Source organism: Bradyrhizobium semiaridum (assembly GCF_020329505.1).
Classification (GTDB): domain Bacteria; phylum Pseudomonadota; class Alphaproteobacteria; order Rhizobiales; family Xanthobacteraceae; genus Bradyrhizobium; species Bradyrhizobium semiaridum.
In genome coordinates, this window is sequence record NZ_JAGKJJ010000050.1 from 1 (window position 1) to 21,511 (window position 21,511).

Sequence of the window (21,511 nt, forward strand, 5' to 3'; positions counted from 1 at the left end):
CGGATGGAACGTCGCGGGCAAAGCCTGAGTTTTCGAATTGGAGGCGTGACGCTCAAACGGATGTTGCCGACCAGGGCTTAGAGGCTGCGCCGGAGCGGCCTGAAGAAATGGGCTCGATCGTTTGAGCTTGCGCTTCAGCGCCACCCCAGCGCCGGCGCGACATGCGTCAGTATCGCCTCGATCACGTGCGCGTTGTAGGCGACGCCCAATTGGTTCGGCACGGTCAGCAGCAAGGTGTCGGCCTCGGCGATTGCCTCGTCCTTCTTCAGCTGCGCGATCAGCGCATCCGGCTCTGCGGCGTAGCTGCGGCCGAAGATGGCGCGGGTTTGCGGATCGATGAAGCCGATCTGGTCTTCTTCCTCGCGTCCATTGCCGAAATAGGCGCGGTCGCGATCGTCGATCAGCGCGAAGATGCTGCGGCTGACCGAGACGCGCGGCTCGCGCGTATGACCGGCCTCCTTCCAGGCGGCGCGGTAGGCGCGGATCTGCGCGGCCTGCTGGATGTGGAAGGCTTCGCCGGTCTCGTCGCTCTTCAGCGTCGAGCTCTGCAGATTCATGCCGAGCTTGGCCGCCCACACCGCTGTCGCGTTGGAGCCGGCGCCCCACCAGATGCGCTCGCGCAGGCCCGTTGACGTCGGCTCGAGCCGAAGCAGGCCGGGCGAATTCGGAAACATCGGCTGCGGATTGGGCTTGGCAAAGCCTTCGCCGCGCAGCATGTCGAGGAAGATCTGGGCGTGGCGCCGCCCCATATCGGCATCGCTCTCGCCCTCGGCCGGCTGATAGCCGAAATAGCGCCAGCCATCGATTACCTGCTCGGGCGAGCCGCGGCTGATGCCGAGCTGCAGCCGCTCGCCGGCGATCATGTCGGCCGCGCTGGCGTCTTCCACCATGTAGAGCGGGTTCTCGTAGCGCATGTCGATCACGGCGGTGCCGATCTCGATGCGGCTGGTTTTGGCGCCGACTGCAGCCAGCAGCGGGAAGGGCGAGGCGAGCTGCCGCGCAAAGTGATGCACCCGGAAATAGGCGCCGTCGGCGCCGAGCTGTTCGGCCGCGACGGCGAGCTCGATCGATTGCAGCAGCGTGTCGGCGGCCGAGCGGGTCTGCGATTGCGGCGAGGGCGTCCAGTGCCCGAACGAGAGGAAGCCGATTTTCTTCATTGCGGCAGTCTACCGATGTCCGGATGGGGTTGCGATCGCCGATCGCGGCCGCGATGGCGGATCGCGTCTATGTGGCCTCGCGCGCGCATCCGTCCAGAAGGCACAGATTGGTAACCGCGACGGGCTCGCCGCGGAACCAATCGCGCGCGTTCGACTTGTGAGCGCATGAAGGCATCCGACACGGCCCGGGACAGGATCATTACGGGCGTTGCGCTGGCGATCGCGCTGAGCGCGACCGCCTATTACGGATACCTGGCGTGGCTGCTGGTTTCGCCGGATTGAGGCTTCGGCAAAGTTCACCCCCTCACGTTGTCGAAAGCGGAAATCGCCGCCCTCGCCGAGTCCGTCTTCGGCAAACGTTTTGCCGAGCTTGGGCGGGAGATTCGCCAACCGAGAAACAAAGTGCCGCCGCGCTGCGCAACCACCGGGCCGCAGAAGGTCGAGGACCGATTGTCAAGTCGGCCAACACCGAGGCCGAATGGATCGTAACCAGCTGATTTGTTGAGGCTTTGTCCGAGAACGTGCCTGGCGCCGGGCGCCTCTTGCAATGCAACAACCTGGCCATATATGTACATTCGAACATATATGGCCAACAAAATGATCTCCACAGCCGACACGACAACGGTACCGACAAGCCGCCCCCGTGGCCGGCGCAGCAAGGACATGCCCGACGGCCGCCAGGCGCTGCTGGTTGCGGCGACCGAGGCGTTTGCCGGCCTCGGCTTCGACGGCGCCGATCTCCGCAGCGTTGCCGCCGCCGCCAATGTCAGTCCGAACCTGATCCGTGTGCATTTCGGCAACAAGACCGCGCTCTGGGAAGCGTGCCTCGACCGCATCGTCGCGATCGCGAAGCCCGTGGTCGCCGACATCGCGGCCATCGCAAACGATGCGAGCCGACCGCTCGCCGACCGGCTGCGCGACGTCATCGTTCGCGTCGGGGCGTTCTATGCCGCCCATCCTCAGGCCAAGAATTTTGCAGTCCGGCACGGCGCCGAAGCGCCGGAGCGGACCGCGCTGGTGACCGAGAAGCTGCTGCGCCCCGCCTATGAGTCGGTGCGCGAACTGCTGGAAGCTGGCATCGCGGCCGGGATCGTTCGCAGCAGCCATCCGGCGTTGTTCTTCGGGCTGCTCAATGCCGCGCTCAACCCGCCGCCGACATTTCCAGTGCTGCTGATGCGGATCGCACCCGAGATCGATCCGGCCGCGTCGTGGACGCTGCTGATCGACACCGCGATCGCTTCGCTGCTGCATCTGCCGCCTTCAAACCCAAGTTCGACCAGTCCCCAACAGTGAGAGAGTGATTCCATGAAGCTTCGTCTTGCCCTCGTCCTTCTCGGTGCGGCCATTGCTGTCTCGCCGGCGCTGGCGCAGTCAGCCCCGAGCGAAGAAGCGCAGCAGCAGGCCTGCATGGGCGATGCGATGCGGCTGTGCGCCGCCTACATTCCGAACCGCAACCGGATCCGGGATTGCATGGCCGCGCAGGTCGATCGGCTCACGCCGACCTGCCGCGCGGTGTTCGACGCGTCGATGCGGGCCGAGCGGCAGGCGTCGCCGCGCGGGCATTGAAGCGCAACTGACGCGAACAAGCGTTTCTCCTACCCCCCGCTCTTGCGGGGCGAGGTGAAGCGAGTCCGCCGCGTTTCGCGTTTCGCGGTAGTTCAAATCCGTGAAAACCCTGACTCCCGTTAACCATTGGTTAACCATGCCGGCCGATTGTTAACCATTCGACAAGACAACTGAGTCAGGGGCGATGGACGCAACTCAACAGGCCGTACGTCAGCAGGTCCGCATGCGCGGCCGTTCCTACGTTGCGTTCGTTTTTTCGCCCGTCGTGCCGATCGTCTCCTGGCTCGCCGAGATCGACGAGACGCTGGCGAAATCGCCCGGCTTCTTCACCGGCAAACCGGTCGTGCTCGATCTGTCGGCGGTCGATCTCAGCCAGGCCGCGATCGCGCACCTGGTCGGCAGCCTCGGCGAGCGCAACATCCGCATCCTCGGCATCGAGGGCGTCGACGAATCCAGGCTTGCCGCCAACATGCCGCCGCTTCTGACCGGCGGCCGCGCCTGTGCCATCACTACGGTCGAGCCGCAGCCCAAGCCGGTAAAGGCCAAGGACAAATCGCCGTCGCTGCTGCTGGAAAGCCCGGTGCGCTCCGGCCAGTCGATCGTGTTCGCCGAGGGCGACGTCACCGTGCTCGGCTCGGTCGGCTCCGGCGCCGAGATCGTGGCCGGCGGCTCGATCCATGTCTACGGCACGCTGCGCGGACGCGCGATGGCCGGCATCAATGGCAATTCATCGGCGCGCATCTTCTGCCAGAAGATCGAGGCCGAACTGCTCGCCATCGACGGCTACTACCAGACCGCCGAACAAATCTCGGACAGCTTGCGCAACCGGCCCGCCCAGGCGTGGCTGGAGGGCGAAATGCTGCGCATCACCGCATTGAACTGATCGACCAGAAGGAGAAGACAATGGCCAAGGTTTTGGTCGTGACCTCAGGAAAGGGCGGGGTCGGCAAGACGACATCCACCGCCGCGCTTGGTGCTGCGCTCGCCCAGTTGGGGCAGAACGTCGTCGTGATCGATTTCGACGTCGGCCTGCGTAACCTCGACCTCGTGATGGGCGCGGAGCGGCGGGTCGTGTTCGACCTCATCAACGTGGTGCAGGGGGTGGCAAAGCTGCCGCAGGCGCTGATCCGCGACAAGCGGCTGGAGAATCTCTGGCTGCTGCCGGCCTCGCAGACCCGGGACAAGGACGCGCTCACGGAAGAGGGCGTGCGGCGGGTGATCTCGGACTTGCGCACCAAGTTCGACTGGATCCTGTGCGACAGCCCGGCCGGCATCGAGCGCGGTGCAACGCTGGCGATGCGCTATGCCGATGAGGCCATCATCGTCACCAATCCGGAAGTGTCGTCGGTGCGCGACTCCGACCGCATCATCGGCATGCTGGATTCCAAGACGGTGCGCGCCGAGCGCGGCGAGCGGGTCGAGAAGCATCTTCTGGTCACCCGCTACGACGCAGGCCGTGCGGCGCGCGGCGAGATGCTGTCGATCGACGATATCCTGGAAATCCTCGCGACACCGCTGCTCGGCATCGTCCCGGAAAGCCAGGACGTGCTGCGCGCCTCCAATGTCGGTTGCCCAGTCACGCTGAACAATGCCGGCAGCGCGCCGGCGCGGGCCTATATCGACGCGGTGCGCCGCCTGATGGGCGAATCCATCGAGATGACGGTGCCGGTCGAGCGCAAGGGGCTGATGGACCGGTTACTACGACGGAGGGCGGCATGATGAACGTGATGCGGCTGTTCGGCGGCCGCGCCGCATCGGCGCCCGTGGCACGGGAGCGGTTGCAGATCCTGCTCGCGCATGAGCGCGGCCAGGGCGGCGGCGGTGGATCCGACCTGCTGGAATTGCTCCGCGGCGAAATCCTCGCCGTTGTCTCCAAGCATGTCGAGATCGATCCCGACAAGGTCGTGGTCCGGATGGACCGTGGCAAGTTCGTCTCGATGCTCGAGGTCGACATCGAGGTTCCCAACGGCGTGCAACGATCGAAGATGGTGGCGGCCACATGACAGCAGACAGCAACAGCCATATCGCCTGGCAGCGCGCGCAGCTGAAGAAGCTGCGCGCGGCGTTGAAGGCGGTCGAGGCCGATCAGCTCGGCAAGGCCAATTGCGGCCGCGCGACGCAGATGACGATCGACGAATTGCAGCGCAAGATCGGCGAGTCCGGCCGCTGCATCGCCGAGTACGAGCGCCGCACCCGCCGCCCGCTGGCGACCGATCGCGGCAGCCTCACCAGCGTGAGCTGGGACCACTGGAACGCGAACCTGCCGATGGCGCGGCCGCAGCGGCAGCGGGCGTAATGGATCGTCATTCCGGGGCGACGCGAAGCGTCGAGCCCGGAATCCATTTCACTATGGAATCTGCGGCCCAATGGATTCCGGGTTCGCGCCAAGAGGCGCCCTGGAATGACGGATCCGTTGGGACGCCCTACAGCAAAAACGCCAGCGCGCTCTCGCAGCTCTCCTCGACCTTCAGCGTCAGCAGCTCGTCGGCCCTGGTGCGGCCGAGATTGACAGCGGCGATCGGCAGGCCACGCTGCTCGGCCATCCGCACGAAGCGGAATCCCGAATAGACCATCAGCGAGGAGCCGACCACCAGCATGGCGTCGGCCTGCGCCAGATGATCCTGCGCCGAGGCGACCACGTCGCGCGGCACGTTCTCGCCGAAGAACACCACGTCCGGCTTCAGCACGCCGCCACAGGCCGCGCAGGCCGGTACCTCGAACGACGAGAAATCCTGCTCTAGATCGGCGTCGCCGTCGGGCGCGTCCGCGGCATCGAGCGCGAGCCAGGCCGGATTGCGCTGCGCCAGCTCGCCCTGAAACTCCTCGCGCGACATCGTTGCCCCGCAGCCGAGGCAGCGCACCACGTCGAGCCGTCCGTGCAGATCGATCACCCGCCGGCTGCCCGCGGCCTGGTGCAGGCGGTCGACATTCTGGGTCAGCAGCAATTCGCAGCGATCATGCTCTTCGAGCTTGGCCAGTGCGCGATGGGCGCCGTTCGGCGCGGCGCGGCCGAACCGCCGCCAGCCGACCATGCTGCGCGCCCAGTAGCGTTGCCGCGTGCCGGCGTCGCCCAGAAACGCCTGAATCGTGACCGGCCGAGTCCGCTTCCAGTTGCCGTCGGAGTCGCGGTAATCGGGAATGCCGGAATTGGTGCTGCAGCCGGCCCCGGTCAGGACGAACAGACGCTGGTGGCTGCCGATGAAATCCTGGAGGGCGGGATGTCGCATGGCCCCACATCTAGTGCCGCCTGCGGCCATGCGCCAGATGCTGGGGGTTCGCGGAAGGACCTTTCATGTCGCCCCTGCGTTGACGGCAGGCCCAGGTGGTACGGCATCCACAGAGGTGATCCATGCGGCCGAGATCGATTGTCATAGCCGGCGCAACGACGTTGCTGCTGCTGTCGCCGTGCCTCGGACAGGATGCCGGCGTGTCGGGCGAGCAGGCGTTCAACAATTCCTGCCGGACCTGCCACACCGTGAAGGACGGCGACAACCGCGCCGGCCCGAACCTGCACAACATCGCCGGCCGCAAGGCCGGATCGCTGCCGAACTATCGCTACTCGGAGGCGATGAAATCCTCCGACATCGTCTGGGACGAGGACAAGCTGCTGCGCTTCATCGAGGATCCCGATGCGCTGGTGTCCGGCAACGGCATGAAGCCCTACACCGGCGTGCGCTCGGCGGAGGATCGCAAGAAGATCGTGGCCTTCCTGAAATCAGGCAAGTGACCGTTGGCGCAATGCCATTCTCACCGCGCCGGTACGACGAAGACCTGGCCGGGATAGATCAGGTTGGGATTGCGGATCTGCTGCATGTTTGCCCGGTAGATTACGGCGTAGCGCTGTCCGGCCCCGAATGCGCGCTGGCTGATCCGCCACAGGCTGTCACCGCGGGCCACCGTGGTGGTCGTGATCTTCGGCACGGTCACGGCGGAGGCCGACTTCACACCGGATGCGGCGGCGGCTGCCGTCGCGGTGAGCTGCAGTACAGTCAGGTCCGCACTGCCGGACGGGGCGGGCCATGCCGTGGCCGATGCGGTCCTCGCCGTGTCCGGAACGTTGAACGGCACCTCGGCACGCGCCCGGACCTTGCCGGAAGTGGGCTCGACGTCGTCAAGCCGCACCCGATAGCTGCCCGCGGCGACGCCCTGGTTGATCGTGACCGAGAGCTGTCCTGCCTTGTCGGCCGTGGCGGATGCGATCAGGCTGCCGTTGAGATAGAGCCTGACCGTCGCGCCGGGAGCTGCCCGGCCGCTCACATGGAGCTTGCCATCCGGTTCGCTCTCGACGGCCTCGATCGCCACTTTCCCGGCAATCGGCGGCGTGGCTGCAGGCTGCGATAGCAGCCGGACCGGCTTGTCGGGCGCCATCAGCGCCACCATCGGCCGCTCCCTTGCCGCAGCCTCGAGCGCGACGGCGACGCTCTGTCTGGACGTCACCTGCTTGCCGTCGCGCGTGATGCGCAGCGTCAGGTCGTGATTTCCCGGCGGAAGCGGGCGCGGCACCATGACGAACTGGCCGGATTTGTCGGCCACCGCGCGATCGTGCACCTCGCCATTGCGCAGCAACTCGACCGTCGCACCGGGGTGCGCCCGGCCCGCGACCACGGTCTCGCCGGTCGGCTCGACGTTGACGACGTCGAACTCCGGCACGGCATCGCCGCTCGGTGCCGGCGATGGTCCTGCCAGCACGCCAGCCAGGACCGCAGTTTCGGTTTGCGCCTTTGCCGGCGACGTCTTGTCCTGGCCTTGCGCGGAAACCGCCGGCGCCGCCGCCACCGGATGCGTGTTCGCGCCGAGGATTTGCTGGGTTTGACGGATGCCGAAGACGAGCGCCGCCGTGCCGCCGGCGGCAAGTGCCAGCAAGGGAATGGCCAGTCGTATCGCCGTGGCGTTCATGATTGCCATCCGCGGATGTCCGCGCGGCCCGCAGCCCGGGAGAAAAATCTGCGCCGGTTTGTGCCACCCATCAAGTCGGATGAAGGATTACTTCTCTTGGGTAGCCCGGCCGGCCCGGCGGCTCATCGCGCGGCCCGCGCCATGGATCGCGTCAAACTCAAAACTCCAGCGCCGCATTGTCCACCACCTCCTTCATCACGAAGAATGTGCGGGTCTGCCGCACGCCGGGCAGCGCGATCAGCTGGTCGCCGTGGATACGCTTGAAGTCGTCGACGTCGCCGGCGCGGATCTTGAGGAAGTAATCGAAGTCGCCGGCGACGAGGTGGCAGTCGAGCACGCATTTGAGTTTTGCAACGGCCTGCTCGAAGCTGGCAAAACTTTCTGGTGTCGAGCGGTCGAGCACGACTCCGACCATCACCAGCGTGCCCTTGCCGAGCTTGCGCGGCGCCACCATGGCGCGGACCCCGCTGACGAATCCCTCGTCGAACAGCGCCTGGGTGCGGCGGTGGCAGGTGGCGGGGCTGACGCCGACCTGCTCGGCCAGCTCGGCATTGCTGAGCCGGCCGTTCTTTTGCAGCAATCTCAGCATCTTGAGGTCGATGCGGTCGAGCCGGGCTGACATGGAATAATCTCTCATTGAACTGGTAATCAGTGAGAGAAAGAATAGCACATGGCATAATCCGTGCAATTTTAGGGACATGGGCGCCTCGACTTAGAGAGCACCTTTCGCGCCTATGATGATAGCTGTCGCCGCCGTTCCAAAGCCATCAACGAGGATGCCAGCATGCTGGAAAAATTCGCGCGCTATCCGCTCACCTTCGGGCCGACCCCGATCGAGAAGCTCGATCGCCTGTCAAAACATCTCGGCGGCACGGTGGAGCTCTATGCCAAGCGCGAGGACTGCAATTCCGGTCTCGCCTATGGCGGCAACAAGCTGCGCAAGCTCGAATACATCATTCCCGATGCGATCGCCTCCAACGCCGACACGCTGGTCTCGATCGGCGGCGTGCAGTCGAACCACACCCGCATGGTCGCAGCGGTCGCGGCCAAGATCGGCATGAAGTGCCGCCTGGTGCAGGAGAGCTGGGTGCCGCACGAGGACGCGGTCTATGACCGTGTCGGCAACATCCTGCTGTCGCGCGTGATGGGCGCCGATGTGCGGCTGGTCGACGAAGGTTTCGACATCGGCATCCGCAAGAGCTGGGAGCAGGCGATCGAGGAGGTGAAGGCGGCGGGCGGCAAGCCTTACGCGATCCCGGCCGGCGCCTCCGTGCACAAATTCGGCGGGCTCGGCTATGTCGGCTTCGCCGAGGAAGTCCGGGCGCAGGAGCGCCAGCTCGGCGTCAAGTTCGACTACATTGTCGTCTGCACGGTGACCGGCTCGACCCATGCCGGCATGCTGGTCGGCTTCGCCGCCGACGGCCGCGCGCGCAACGTGATCGGCATCGACGGCTCGTTCACGCCTGCGCAGACCAGGGCGCAGGTGCTGTCGATCGCGCAGAACACGGCAAAGCTGGTCGAGCTCGGCCGCGACATCGTCGCCGACGACGTGGTGCTGATCGAGGACTACGCCTATCCCGCCTATGGCGTGCCGTCGGAGGAGACCAAGGCGGCGATCCGCCTCAGCGCCCGGCTCGAGGGCATGATCACCGATCCCGTCTATGAGGGGAAATCGATGCAGGGCATGATCGATCTGGTGCAGAAGGGCTTCTTCCCGGCCGGATCGAAGGTGCTGTACGCCCATCTCGGCGGCGCCCCGGCGCTCAACGGCTACGCCTACGCATTCCGCAACGGGTGAAACGGTAGCGGCGCGTCATAGCGTCCGCACCACGCTTGCCTCGCAGCCCGGATGGAGCGAAGCGCGATCCGGGAAAGTCTCACCGCGGATATCGCGGCCCCGGATTACGCTTCGCTGCATCCGGGCCACGCATTTCCTGGGCGCCTGTTGCAGTTGACATGTTGAGAACAAAATAGCAACATTCCATGTGTAACCAGAGGGTGTGGCGGGATGCGTCATCTGCGCCGGTATTGTGCTGTTGCAGGACCAATGTCCAAGCCGCGTACCACTTGCAGGTGTATTTCGCCGCCGCGTAAAATCGGTTCCGGGTTGGGGGAGTGCGCGTGATGCGGGTCGTGAATTGGGCGGTCGTCGTTGCGGCCGCGTGTCTGCTTGCCTGCGCAACTCCGTCGAGCGCCCGTGGCCCTTATGGCTCGATCTCCGTCGGCAACTGGCAGGGCGGCGCCTACACCAACGACAAGAACGGCGCGTTCACGCACTGCTCCGCCGGCACCAGCTACCAGAGCGGCATCTTCTTCATGATGTCGATCGCCGAGAACGGCAGCTGGCGGCTCGGCTTCGCGCATGAGAGCTGGCGCCTGACGGCGGGCGAGGCATTTCCGCTGGCGCTGACCTTCGATGGCGCGCCGGCATTCAATGTCTACGGCATGCCGCTCGGCGCACAGCTCGTCAGCGTCGAGTTGCCGGTGAATTCGGCGCTGGTCACCCAATTCCGGAAGGCGCGGCAGATGACGGCGTTCGCGCAAGGGCAGCTGTTTTACTTCAATCTGAACCAGACCGCGCAATTGTTGCCCGCGCTGCTGAATTGCGTCGTGACGGTCAAGAAGAACGGCATCGCCAATGCCGGCGAATTCGCGGTGGCGGCAAAGCCTGCCGCGGCCGCGCCGCCGCCGCAGCAGGCGGCGCCGGGCCCGCCTCAGAAGCAGGCGAGGGGCGGGACCGGCACCGGTTTCGTGGTCAGCAGCAGCGGGCATGTCGTGACCAACCATCACGTCGTCGACGGCTGCAGCGAGATCACCGGCAATCTGAGCGGCGAGGCGCCGGTCAAGCTGCGGCTGGTGTCCGACGACGAGACCAATGACCTGGCGCTGCTGCAGGCGCCGGCGCCGTTCAAGGAGGTTGCCAGGATCAGGCAAAACGCCATCCAGGTCGGCAATGGCGTGGTGGCGATCGGCTTTCCCTATCACGGCCTGCTGACGTCGGATTTCACGGTGACCACCGGCATCGTCAGTTCGCTGAGCGGCGTCCTCAACGACACCAGGCATCTGCAGATCAGCGCCGCGGTGCAGCCGGGCAACAGCGGCGGACCGCTACTTGATTTCGATGGCGTGGTGGTCGGCGTGGTGGCGGCAAAGCTCAACGCGCTGAGGATGGCGAGAGCGACCGGGTCGATCCCGGAAAACATCAACTTCGCCATCAAGACCGGCGCGTTGCGCGATTTCCTCGACAACAGCGCGGTGGAGTATCGCTCCGCCGAATGGCGTGAGATGAAAAAGAAGGAGACATCCGAGATCGCCAAGGACGCGCGCGGCTATACGCTGCTGATCACCTGCAAGGTAAACGAGCAGACCGCGGGCGCGAAGAGGCCGGGGAATTGAGGGACACCCTTTCGCTCTCCCCCTCTTGTCCGCCGAAGCCCGTCTTCAGGCGAAGGCGGATGCGGGGAGAGGGGAAATATTCGCCGCGCGGGACAGCCTCACCCCGCCCGGCACAGCGTATGAACCGTGATCTCGGCGGGGCAGTTCAGCCGCACCGGCGCGAGGCTGGTGCCGGCGCCGGTCGAGGTGTACCCGGCGAGATTGTCGAAGCGCCAGGCACCTTTGCCCATCCGGCGCGGCAGCCGGGCCTCCAGCTTGATCGCGATGCCGCCGGGCAGGCAGAGCTGGCCGCCATGGGTGTGGCCGCTCAGCATGAGATCGAAACCGGCGCCGGCCGCCTCGCGATACGACTCCGGCGTATGCGCGAGCAGGATCGAGAACGCCTCGCGCGGAATGCCGGCCGCAGCCTTCGGGATGTCGTCGGTGCGGTAGAAATGCGCGTCGTCGATCCCGGCGAGATGGATCGTTTCGCCATCGCGCGCGATGGTCGCGGCTTCGTTGACCAGCATCCTGATTCCCATCGCTTCCAGCGCCGGCGTCATGCGGATGCTGTCGTGGTTGCCGAGGATGCCGTAGAGCGGCATTTTGATCCGCGTGCAGAGCGCCTGCACCGCCGCGACGCTGGCCGCGAACGGGCCGCGGGTCTTGCCGCGAAAGTCGCCGGTCAGCACGCCGATGTCGCAGGCGATGGTCGGCACGATGCTGATGAGATGCCGCATCGCGCCGCCGCTGATGTCGGCATGGAGATCGCTGATCTGCAGGATGGTGAAGCCGTCGAATGCCGCGGGCAGGCGCGGCGAGATGACGAGGTTGCGCCGCACCTCCACCCGGTCGGCGTTGCGTCGTGCGCGGCCGTAGAGGCCGGTGGCCTTGAGCGCGGTCTCGACGATCCAGGGCGCGAGGCCCCAGTTCTCGACATTGAACACCAGCGTGCCCTGTCCGAACAGCTGCGCCTCGCGCCGCGTCTCGACCGCCAGCCGGCGCGCGACATGGTCGGCGCCGATCCGCTCGGTCAGTCCCTGCAGTTCGATGTCGGTCATCGCCCCCCGGGCCGCGGACGCTCAAGCGCGGCTCGGCGCGACAGTAGAGCATTTCCGGCTCCAATTGAAACAGAACCGGAACCCTAGCGTCTTCGCGGAAACGCGCGGCCGGCGCGTCAGACCACGGGCACCCGCTTGGCCGCGACCGCGGCCGGCGAGATCACCTCGATGTCAAGCGGCATCTGCCAGCGCTCGGTGAAGCGCACCTGCGGCGGCGCGTTGCTGCTGCGCCCGCCCGCGAGCACGAAGCCGTCATAGCCCGAATTCATCACCTCATTGCATTTCTGCACATAGATCGGGAAGCCGCCGATATAGGGCATGAACACACGTGGGCGGCCGGGGATGTTGGCGCCGACATACCAGGAGCTGCAGGTCGAGCGCAGCGAGACCGTCGAGACGTCGTTGACATGGTCGACCCAGGCGTCCTCGTCCGCGCGGACCGCCTCGATGGTGCCGGCGTCGACATCGCGCATGTGTCCGAGGCAATCCGCCAGCCAGTCGACATGCTGCTCGATCGCCTGGATCATGCTGGCCAGCACCGAGGGGCTGCCCGGCCCGGTGATCATGAACAGGTTCGGAAAGCCTTCCGAGGCGAGGCCGAGATAGGCGCGCGGCCCGGCGCGCCATTTCTCGGCGAGCGTCCGCCCGCCGCGGCCGGTGATCGCGATCTTGTCGAACGAGCCGGTCATCGCGGCAAAGCCGGTCGCGGAGACGACGGCGTCGAACTTGTATTCGGTATCGCCGACCACGATGCCGTCCCGCGTGAAACGCTCGATCGGCGTCGTCGAGACGTCCACCAGCTTCACATGCGGCAGATTGTAGGTCTCGAAATAATTGGTATCGACGCAGAGCCGCTTGCAGCCGAACACGTTCTGCGGACACAGCAGCTCGGCGGTCGCCGGATCCTTGACGATGCTGCGGATCTTGGCGCGCGCGAAATCGGCGATGGTGTCGTTGGCTTCCTTCTCGAACAGCAGATCGCCGAACGCGCCGAGGAACGGCAGGCCGCCGCGCTGCCAGGCCTCTTCGTAAAGCCGCGCGCGCTCCTCGGCGCTCGCCTGCAGCGCGGGCTGGGCGTTGAACGGGAAATAGAAGCCGGTCGGCCGCGCGCGGGCTTTCGCGCGCAATTCCGGGTAATGCGCCTTGGCTTGCTTCAGATACTCGGCCGACAGGCTCTCGTTCCACGCCGGCACCGACCAGGTCGCGGTGCGCTGGAACACGGTGAGTTGCTTGGCCTGCTGCGCGATGATCGGGATCGACTGGATCGCCGACGAGCCGGTGCCGATCACGCCGACGCGCAGCCCGGTGAAGTCGACGCCCTCATGCGGCCACTCGCCGGTGTGATAGATCGGTCCGCGAAAATCCGCCATGCCGGCGAAAGCCGGACGGTTCGGCGCCGACAGGCAGCCGACCGCCATGATGCAGAATTTGGCCGTGACCCTGTCGCCGCGGTCGGTCTCGATCAGCCAGGTGCCGGCGCCCTCGTCGAAGGTCGCTGCGGTGACGCGGGTGTCGAACACGATCTGGCTGCGCAGGTCGAAGCGGTCGGCGACGTGGTTGGCGTAGGCGAGAATTTCGGGCTGCGGAGAATATTTCTCCGACCAGCTCCAGTCCTGGTCGAGCTCCTCCGAGAACGAGTAGGAATATTGCAGGCTCTCGACATCGCAGCGCGCGCCGGGATACCGGTTCCAGTACCAGGTGCCGCCGACGCCGCCACCGGCCTCGAACACCCGCGCGGTGAAACCGAGCCCGCGCAGCCGGTGCAGCATGTACATGCCGGCGAACCCCGCGCCGACCACCACGGCGTCGAACGTTCCAGTTTCCGCAGGGCGCGCTTTTGTGCGCGCGGCGCTCTCCTGAGCCATGGCCCGTCTCTTCCCTATGTTCTGTCCTTGACGGAAAGATTAGGGCGTACCCGGCGCGGCCCGCAAGCGTGTGCAGTGCCACGCCGGGTATGGCTCCTATGTCCCGGCGTCGATCGCTGCGGTATCCGAGCGCCGCCTCACTCCAGCCGTTCGACTTTGCGCAGCGACGGGAACAGCCTCATCCACAGCAGCGCCACCGCGATCGTGCCGAGGCCGCCGATCAGCGCGGCCGGGATGGTGCCGAACAGCGCCGCGGTGATGCCGCTTTCGAACTCGCCGAGCTGGTTGGAGGCGTTGACGAACAGATAGTTCACCGCGCCGACGCGGCCGCGCATCTCGTCCGGCGTCGCCAGCTGCACCAGCGAGACGCGGATCACGACGCTGATCGTGTCGGCAGCGCCCATCGCCGCCAGCGCCAGCGTCGAGAGCCAGATCTGCTTCGACAGCGCAAACACGCAGATCGCAACCCCGAAGGCGATCACGCCCTGGAACATCCGCAGGCCCGCACGGCGCGTGATCGGATGCCGCGTCAGCACCGCGGTCATCGCGAGCGCGCCGACCGCCGGCGCGGCGCGCATCACGCCGAGCGCCCATGGGCCGGCCTGCAGGATGTCGCGGGCATAGATCGGCAGCAGCGCGCTGGCGCCGCCGAGCAGCACGGCGAACAGATCGAGCGAGATGGTGCCGAGGATCGCCGGATTGTCGCGGACAAACTTGACGCCGGCGAACAATTGCCCGAGCGACGGTGGGTCCGGCTCGGCCGCCGGCCGCTCCAGCCGGATCGCGCCGCAGAGCACGGCGGCGAGCAGCCAGAACGCCGCCATCACGGCGTAAGGCACCGCCGGCGAGATCGCGTAGGTGAGGCCGCCGATCGCCGGGCCCGCGACGATCGAGAATTGCCAGGCGCCGGTCGACAGCGCAGTGGCGCGCTGCAACTGCCCCTCCGGCGCCACGGCCGGCAGTAGCGCCGAGGCAGCCGGGTCCCCGAACGCGGCCGCAACACCGAACACGACGAGCACCGCGAAGATCTCCGGTACCGTCAAATCGCCGGCAAAGCTGCGCCAGCCGAGGTAGGCGGCCGCCAGCCCCTGGATGATCTGGCAGGCCTGCACGACGCGGCGGCGATCGTAGCGGTCGGCGGCATGGCCGGCGATGAACACCAGCAGCGCGCTCGGGATGAACTGCATCAGCCCGACGAGGCCGAGATAGACCGCGCTGCCGGTCAGCGCATAGACCTGCCAGCCGATCGCAACGGTGGCGATCTGGTAGGCGAATTCGGAGAAGCTGCGCGACCCCACGAACAGGAGCAGCGGCGGGTGGCGGAACAGACTGTCGGCTGCGGCCTCAGGTTGTACGGACATGCGTCACGCATGGCGGAGCGCGTGATCCACGTCAACATGTGGGCGTTAGACTGACTATAAAATCCGGAGCGAGGCTCAGCCCTCGGTCCTGTTCACCAGAGCGATCAGCTCGTCGCCGTAATGCTCGAGCTTCTTGTCGCCGATCCCGGCGATGTTGCGCAGGTCGCTCAGCGTCGCCGGCCGCATCGCGGCGATGCCGTCGATGGTGGAATCGTGCAGCACCACATAGGCCGGCACGTTGCGCTGCCGCGCCACGTCCGACCGCCAGGCGCGTAGCGCCGCATGCAGCGCGGGGTTGGCGGTGCCGCCGGCGCCGTTGGTCGCCGGCGCGAGCTCGCCGCGGCGCGACCTGTCGCGGATCGGGCGGTTGCGCGCGCCTTCGGCCTGCTCGCGCAGCATGACCGGTGTCTCGCCCTTCAGCACGCCGCGCGCGCTGTCGGTCAACTTCAGCGCACCGAAGGCGTCGCTGTCGGCGCGCAGATGGCCCATCGCCACCAGCTGGCGCAGCACCGCGCGCCATTGCTTCTCGTTGAGCTCGCGCCCGATGCCGAACACCGACAATTGGTCGTGGTTGAACTGCTTGACGCGCTCGGTCAGCCGCCCGACCAGCACGTCGATCAGGTGCATGGCGCCGAACCGCTGCCCGGTGCGATAGACGCAGGACAATAGCTTCTGCGCCAGCACCTTGCCGTCGCGGACGCGCGGCGGCGTCAGGCAGTTGTCGCAATTGCCGCAGGTCTCGCTCGCCTGCGTCTCGCCGAAATAGCCGAGCAGGCGCTGCCGCCGGCAATGCACGGTCTCGGCCAGCGCGACCAGCGCATCGAGCTTCGCGATAGAAACCCGCTTGAAGGCGTCGGCGCCGGTCGACTCATCGATCATGCGGCGCTGCTGCACGATGTCGGAGAGGCCGTAGGCCATCCATGCGCTCGACGGCTTGCCGTCGCGGCCGGCGCGCCCGGTCTCCTGATAATAGGCCTCGACGCTCTTGGGCAGGTCGAGATGCGCGACGAAGCGCACATCGGGCTTGTCGATGCCCATACCGAACGCGACCGTGGCGACGATCACGACGCCGTCCTCATTGATGAAGCGATCCTGGTTCCGGGCGCGCACGCTCGCATCGAGCCCGGCATGGTAGGGCAGCGCAGTGATGCCGGCCTCGTTGAGCGATGCCGCGACGTCCTCGACCTTGGCGCGCGACAGGCAATAGACCACGCCGGCATCGCCGGCATGCCGGGTCTTGATGAAGGTCTTGAGCTGCGTCACCGCATTCTGCTTGTCGACGATCTCGTAGCGGATGTTGGGCCGGTCGAAGCTGGCGACGAATTGCGGCGCGTCGGTGAGCCGCAAGCGCTCGGCGATCTCCTTGCGCGTCATCGCGTCCGCGGTCGCGGTCAGCGCGATGCGCGGCACATCGGGAAAGCGTTCGGCGATCACGGACAGGCCGATATATTCCGGGCGGAAGTCGTGGCCCCATTGCGAGACGCAATGCGCCTCGTCGATCGCGAACAGCGCGATCTGCGCCTGGCCGAGCAGATTGAGGCAGCGCGGCGTCAAGAGCCGCTCCGGCGCGACATAGAGCAGATCGAGGTCGCCGGCGAGCAGGCGACGTTCGACCTCGGAGGCTTCCTCGTAGCTGAGCGTCGAGTTGAGCACCGCGGCGTTGACGCCGGCCTCCGTGAGGCCCGCGACCTGGTCGCGCATCAGCGCGATCAGCGGCGACACCACGATGCCGCAGCCGTCGCGCAGCAGCGACGGCAGCTGGTAGCACAGCGACTTGCCGCCGCCGGTCGGCATCAGCACCAGGCAATTGCCGCCATCGGCGACGTGACGGACGATCTTCTCCTGCGCGCCGCGGAAGCCCGGCAGACCGAACACGTGGTTGAGCACGGACAGCGCATCGCGGCGCGGAGCAGATTCGCGATGGAGGGCTGGCTGGGCGGTCATGATCCCTGGGGGTCAACAGGCGGTGATCGGGGTCTCTGGGCCGAACGATACCGGGTAAGATGTGTTAATTACACGTCCCAACCACAAACTCAATTCACGCATGGCCCGTCGGCTGCGGATCATCACAGGCATTGCGGCGGTCGTGCTGATCGCGGGCGCCGCGGCGGGCCTTGCGCTCGCATGGCGGCCGTCGATCGCGGCCATCGCGCCGCCGCGGCCCGATGCGTTCGACCCTGATATCATCAAGCGCGGCCGCGATCTTGCTGCGATCGGCAGTTGCAACACCTGCCACACCGTGCCTGGCGGCGGAAACTATGCCGGCGGCCTGCCGGTTCCGACGCCGTTCGGCACCGTTTTCTCGTCCAACATCACCCCGGATGCCGCGACCGGTATCGGCAGCTGGCCGGAAGCGGCGTTCGTCCGCGCGATGCGCTCCGGTGTCAGCCGCGATGGCCGGCATCTCTACCCGACCTTCCCCTATGATCACTTCACCAACGTCTCCGATGCGGACGACCGGGCGCTGTATGCTTTCCTGATGACTCGCCAGCCGGTCAGCGCGACGCCGCCCGCGAATCAGCTGACGTTTCCGCTCAACCATCGGCCGTTGATCGCGGGTTGGAAGCTGCTGTATTTCCACGGCGGCGATGTCCCGTCGGATGCGGCCAAGGGCGCGCAGTGGAACCGCGGCGCCTATCTCGTCGAGGGGCTCGCGCATTGCGGCGCCTGCCATACGCCGCGCAACGCGCTCGGCGCCGAGCGCGTCAACGCGCAGTTTGCCGGCGGCGAAGTCGACAACTGGCACGCCTACGCGCTGAACGACACCTCGCATGCGCCGGTGCGCTGGACCGCCGACGCGCTGTACGCCTATCTGCGCCACGGCTGGCAGGCGGACCACGGCACCGCGCGCGGACCGATGGCGGAAGTTGTCGACAATCTGTCGTCGGTGCCCGACAGCGACGTGCGAGCGATTGCCTTGTACATGGCCGACATCTCGGGCACTTCGCCGTCGAACGGCAAATCTCCCGCGGACGCCGTCGCGCAATCGTCTACAGCGCAGACCGATCCCGCGGGCGCGGCGATCTATGCGGCGGCTTGCGCCTCCTGCCATGAGAGCAACCGGCCGCTCCCCTATGGCGGTGTCAATCTGGCGCTCAGCACGGCGGTCACCAGTCCCGATCCGCGCAACCTCGTCAACATCGTGCTGGCGGGCGTCGGCGGGGTCGCGGGGGAGCGCAGTCCGATCATGCCCGGCTTTGCGGCCAGCATCGATGACGCCCAGATGGTGGCGCTGCTGAAGTATCTGCGTGCCCGGTTCGGCAAGCGGCCGGCCTGGAATGATCTCGACAGGACCGTGCGCGATGCGCGCGCGGCGCAAGCGGTGTCGCTCGCGGCGCGCGACGCGCCAGGTGAATCCAGTCAGCGAGGCAAGCCATGATCACGTTGAAGGTCAACGGCAGGGATCAACAGGTCGATGCCGATCCCGATACGCCGCTGCTCTACGTGCTGCGCAACGATCTGGAGCTGAACGCCGCCAAGTTCGGCTGCGGGCTCGGACAATGCGGCTCCTGCACGGTCATCGTCGACGGCAAGGCGGTGCTGTCCTGCGTCACGCCGCTGCTGCTGGTCGAAGGCAAGCAGGTGACGACGCTGGAAGGGCTCGGCAGCGTCGCGGCGCCGGCGCCGATCCAGCGCGCCTTCATGGAGGAGCAGGCGGCGCAATGCGGCTACTGCATCGCCGGCATGATGATGCGGGCGCAGGCGCTCTTGATGCGCAATCCGAAGCCGACCGACGCGCAGATCCGCGCTGAGCTGGAGCCGAATCTCTGCCGCTGCGGCACCCATATGCGCATCCTGCGCGCAGTGCATCGCGCCGCGCGGCTGATGGACAGCGCTGACGCTGCCAGCGACAGGAGCGTCCGATGAACGGGCCGGTGATCCTCGACCGCCGCAGCGTGCTGGCCGGCGGCGGCGCGCTGATCGTCAGTTTTTCGTTGCGCGGCGCGGCGGCGCAGGAGCAGAAAGCCCAGGGACCGAAGCTCCCCGGCAGTCTCGCCAACTCGCCCTATCTGGATTCCTGGCTCCGCATCGATGCCGACGGCCGCATCACTGCCTTCACCGGCAAGGCCGAGCTCGGCCAGGGTTTCCGCACCGCGTTCCAGCAGATCGCGGCCGAGCAGCTCGATGTCGCCTTCGATGCGGTGAACGTCATCACCGCCGACACCAGGCTCACGGCGAACGAGGGCTACACGTCCGGCAGCCATTCGATGCAGGACAGCGGCACCGCCATCCTGCATGCCGCGGCGCAGGCGCGCGGGCTGCTGGTGGCGGAAGCCGCACGCCGGTTTGACTTGCCGGCCGAGACGTTGCGGACGGAGAATGCGGCCGTCATCGCGCTGGATGGCCGACGCTTGGGGTACGGCGAGCTCGTCGCCGCGGATATCCTGCACGTCCAGGCGCAGCCGACGTCGCCGTTGAAGGACCCGCAGACCTTCAAGGTGATGGGCCGGCCCTTACAGCGCGTCGATATCCCGGCCAAGGTCACTGGCGGCGTCGCCTATGTGCAGGACATGCGGCTACCCGGCATGGTGCATGCGCGCGTGGTGCGTCCGCCGAGTTACGGCGCGGAGTTGGTTGAATTCGATGCCGCCGCGGTCGAAAACATGCCCGGCGTGATCCGGATCGTGCGCGATGGCAATTTCCTCGCCGTAGCGGCGGAGAAGGAGTTTTCGGCGGTCAAGGCCATGCATGCGCTTGCGGCCGCTGCGAAGTGGCGGGAGAGCGCAAAGCTCCCGAACCAGAATGATCTGCCGAACGTGCTGACCAGCCTGCCGTCGCAGGATTTTGCGATTTTCTCGCGCAGCGGTGCGTCCGTGACCGGAACGAAGACGATCGAGGCGACCTATACGCGGCCCTACCAGTCACACGGCTCGATCGGCCCATCCTGCGCGATCGCACAGTTCGCCGACGGTGCGATGACGGTGTGGACGCATACGCAGGGCGTCTATCCCGACCGGCAGGCGATCGCCGAGATGCTCGGCATGCCGCCGCCGAGCGTACATCTGATCCATGTCGAGGGTTCCGGCTGCTACGGCCACAACGGCGCCGACGACGCCGCGGCCGATGCGGCGCTGATCGCGCGTGCGCTGCCCGGGCGGCCGGTGCGGGTGCAATGGATGCGCGAGCAGGAGCATGGCTGGGAGCCCTATGGGCCGGCGATGGTGACCAAGCTCAGCGCCTCGCTCGACGCGGGCGGCAAGATCGCCGACTGGAATTTTGCGGTCTGGAGCAACACCCACTCGATGCGGCCCGGCGGCGCCGGCTCGTTGCTCGCGGCCCAGCACATGGCGAAGCCGTTTGCGGTGCCCGCGCCAAGACCATTGCCGCTGCCAGAGGGCGGCGGCGATCGCAATGCGATTCCGATCTACAATTTCCCGAATGCGCATGTGATGCATCATTTCATTCCGGCGATGCCGCTGCGGATCTCGGCGATGCGCGCACTCGGCGCCTATCACAACGTGTTTTCGATCGAGAGCTTCATGGACGAACTCGCGGCTCTCGCCGGCGCCGATCCGGTCGAGTTTCGCTTGAAGCATCTCGAGGATCGGCGCGGCCGCGATGTGGTCGAGAAGGCCGCCCAGGAATTCGGCTGGAATCACGGTCAGAAGGCGCCGCCCAACCGCGGCTATGGCTTTGCCTTCGCGCGCTACAAGAACCTTGCCGCCTATTGCGCCATCGCCTCCGAGGTGGAGGTCGATCGCGAGACAGGCAGGGCCCGGCTGGTGCGCGCGGTGGCGGCGGTCGATGCCGGGCAGGTCGTCAATCCCGACGGCATCACCAACCAGATCGAAGGGGCGATCGTGCAGTCGACGAGCTGGACGCTGTACGAAAGCGTCTCGTTCGACGACACCAGGATCACCAGCATCGACTGGCAGACCTACCCAATCCTGCGCTTCAATGCCGTGCCTGACAGCATCAAGGTCCACATAATCAACCGACCCGGCCAGCCGTTCCTCGGCAGCGGCGAGACCGGGCAGGGCCCGGCGGCGGCATCGCTGGCCAACGCCATCGCGCACGCGACCGGCAAGCGGCTGCGCGACCTGCCGCTCAGCCGCAAGCGGATCAAGGATGCGATCGGCGCCTGAGGCGCATCGAGTGAGGTCTCGGGGCTGGCACTTGCACCTCTCCCGCAAGCGCAGGGGAAACGCATATGGGGATAGGAGTGAGGGAGGCATTGGCGGTGGGCTCCCTCTCCCGCTTGCGGGAGAGGTGCAAGTGCCAGCCCCGAG

General features: G+C 66.7%; 20 protein-coding genes. 12 read left to right on the top strand and 8 right to left on the bottom strand.

From position 1 onward, the window contains the following. Positions 1 to 134: 134 nt before the first annotated feature. Entirely contained in the window at positions 135 to 1,157 is a 1,023-nt protein-coding gene (locus J6500_RS30790; RefSeq protein WP_225716461.1) for an LLM class flavin-dependent oxidoreductase, read from the bottom strand. Positions 1,158 to 1,820: 663 nt separating this feature from the next. Between J6500_RS30790 and J6500_RS30795 the strand changes: the two genes are divergently transcribed. The 6 genes from J6500_RS30795 to J6500_RS30820 all read left to right on the top strand — a co-directional run bounded on the left by J6500_RS30795 (position 1,821) and on the right by J6500_RS30820 (position 5,019). Beyond that, on the top strand, positions 1,821 to 2,450 hold the full coding sequence (locus tag J6500_RS30795) for a TetR/AcrR family transcriptional regulator (RefSeq protein ID WP_225716462.1): 630 nt from the start codon (positions 1,821 to 1,823) through the stop codon (positions 2,448 to 2,450). 12 nt (positions 2,451 to 2,462) lie between these two features. After that, entirely contained in the window at positions 2,463 to 2,723 is a 261-nt protein-coding gene (locus J6500_RS30800; protein WP_225716463.1) for a hypothetical protein, read from the top strand. Positions 2,724 to 2,907: 184 nt separating this feature from the next. Then, on the top strand, positions 2,908 to 3,606 hold the full coding sequence (gene minC, locus J6500_RS30805; RefSeq protein WP_225716464.1) for a septum site-determining protein MinC: 699 nt from the start codon (positions 2,908 to 2,910) through the stop codon (positions 3,604 to 3,606). A 20-nt stretch (positions 3,607 to 3,626) separates the two neighbouring features. Continuing rightward, entirely contained in the window at positions 3,627 to 4,442 is an 816-nt protein-coding gene (minD, locus tag J6500_RS30810; protein ID WP_225716465.1) for a septum site-determining protein MinD, read from the top strand. Further along, a complete protein-coding gene (minE, locus tag J6500_RS30815; protein WP_225716480.1) occupies positions 4,442 to 4,726 on the top strand; it encodes a cell division topological specificity factor MinE in 285 nt (94 codons plus the stop codon). The genes minD and minE overlap by 1 nt, the downstream gene beginning before the upstream one ends. Beyond that, the gene (locus tag J6500_RS30820; RefSeq protein WP_225716466.1) at positions 4,723 to 5,019 is read left to right on the top strand and encodes a hypothetical protein; all 297 of its coding nucleotides are present in this window, start codon (positions 4,723 to 4,725) and stop codon (positions 5,017 to 5,019) included. The genes minE and J6500_RS30820 overlap by 4 nt, the downstream gene beginning before the upstream one ends. Positions 5,020 to 5,146: 127 nt before the next feature. On the opposite strand, the gene J6500_RS30825 is transcribed toward J6500_RS30820, so the two are convergent. Continuing rightward, on the bottom strand, positions 5,147 to 5,950 hold the full coding sequence (locus tag J6500_RS30825; protein WP_225716467.1) for an NAD-dependent protein deacetylase: 804 nt from the start codon (positions 5,948 to 5,950) through the stop codon (positions 5,147 to 5,149). A gap of 122 nt (positions 5,951 to 6,072) precedes the next feature. Between J6500_RS30825 and J6500_RS30830 the strand changes: the two genes are divergently transcribed. Then, positions 6,073 to 6,450, top strand: a complete 378-nt coding sequence (locus tag J6500_RS30830; protein ID WP_225716468.1) for a c-type cytochrome — start codon at positions 6,073 to 6,075, stop codon at positions 6,448 to 6,450. 20 nt (positions 6,451 to 6,470) lie between these two features. Here J6500_RS30830 and J6500_RS30835 read toward each other — a convergent pair whose 3' ends face one another. After that, a complete protein-coding gene (locus tag J6500_RS30835; protein WP_225716469.1) occupies positions 6,471 to 7,619 on the bottom strand; it encodes an Ig-like domain-containing protein in 1,149 nt (382 codons plus the stop codon). A 157-nt stretch (positions 7,620 to 7,776) separates the two neighbouring features. Beyond that, positions 7,777 to 8,241, bottom strand: a complete 465-nt coding sequence (locus J6500_RS30840) for an Lrp/AsnC family transcriptional regulator (protein WP_225716470.1) — start codon at positions 8,239 to 8,241, stop codon at positions 7,777 to 7,779. A 162-nt stretch (positions 8,242 to 8,403) separates the two neighbouring features. On the opposite strand from J6500_RS30840, the gene J6500_RS30845 reads away from it, so the two are divergent. Together J6500_RS30845 and J6500_RS30850 are read left to right on the top strand one after the other, a co-directional pair. After that, positions 8,404 to 9,417 (top strand): 1-aminocyclopropane-1-carboxylate deaminase, encoded by a 1,014-nt coding sequence (locus tag J6500_RS30845; protein WP_225716471.1) that lies wholly within the window; start codon positions 8,404 to 8,406, stop codon positions 9,415 to 9,417. A gap of 326 nt (positions 9,418 to 9,743) precedes the next feature. Continuing rightward, entirely contained in the window at positions 9,744 to 11,015 is a 1,272-nt protein-coding gene (locus J6500_RS30850; RefSeq protein WP_225716472.1) for a S1C family serine protease, read from the top strand. A gap of 98 nt (positions 11,016 to 11,113) precedes the next feature. On the opposite strand, the gene J6500_RS30855 is transcribed toward J6500_RS30850, so the two are convergent. The 4 genes from J6500_RS30855 to recQ all read right to left on the bottom strand — a co-directional run bounded on the left by J6500_RS30855 (position 11,114) and on the right by recQ (position 17,225). Beyond that, positions 11,114 to 12,055 (bottom strand): metallophosphoesterase, encoded by a 942-nt coding sequence (locus J6500_RS30855; protein ID WP_225716473.1) that lies wholly within the window; start codon positions 12,053 to 12,055, stop codon positions 11,114 to 11,116. A gap of 116 nt (positions 12,056 to 12,171) precedes the next feature. Further along, positions 12,172 to 13,920: a flavin-containing monooxygenase gene (locus tag J6500_RS30860; protein ID WP_225716474.1), complete on the bottom strand. Its 1,749-nt coding sequence runs from the start codon at positions 13,918 to 13,920 to the stop codon at positions 12,172 to 12,174. Between the two features lie 137 nt (positions 13,921 to 14,057). Then, complete coding sequence (locus tag J6500_RS30865) at positions 14,058 to 15,281, bottom strand: MFS transporter (RefSeq protein ID WP_225716475.1); 1,224 nt, start codon at positions 15,279 to 15,281, stop codon at positions 14,058 to 14,060. A gap of 75 nt (positions 15,282 to 15,356) precedes the next feature. Continuing rightward, the gene (gene recQ, locus J6500_RS30870) at positions 15,357 to 17,225 is read right to left on the bottom strand and encodes a DNA helicase RecQ (RefSeq protein ID WP_225716476.1); all 1,869 of its coding nucleotides are present in this window, start codon (positions 17,223 to 17,225) and stop codon (positions 15,357 to 15,359) included. A gap of 100 nt (positions 17,226 to 17,325) precedes the next feature. On the opposite strand from recQ, the gene J6500_RS30875 reads away from it, so the two are divergent. The 3 genes from J6500_RS30875 to J6500_RS30885 are packed head-to-tail and all read left to right on the top strand — an operon-like array spanning position 17,326 to position 21,367. Then, positions 17,326 to 18,660 (top strand): cytochrome c, encoded by a 1,335-nt coding sequence (locus J6500_RS30875; protein ID WP_225716477.1) that lies wholly within the window; start codon positions 17,326 to 17,328, stop codon positions 18,658 to 18,660. Continuing rightward, positions 18,657 to 19,148: a (2Fe-2S)-binding protein gene (locus tag J6500_RS30880; protein ID WP_225716478.1), complete on the top strand. Its 492-nt coding sequence runs from the start codon at positions 18,657 to 18,659 to the stop codon at positions 19,146 to 19,148. Before J6500_RS30875 ends, J6500_RS30880 begins: the two co-directional genes overlap by 4 nt. After that, entirely contained in the window at positions 19,145 to 21,367 is a 2,223-nt protein-coding gene (locus tag J6500_RS30885) for a xanthine dehydrogenase family protein molybdopterin-binding subunit (RefSeq protein WP_225716479.1), read from the top strand. The genes J6500_RS30880 and J6500_RS30885 overlap by 4 nt, the downstream gene beginning before the upstream one ends. Positions 21,368 to 21,511: the final 144 nt, after the last annotated feature.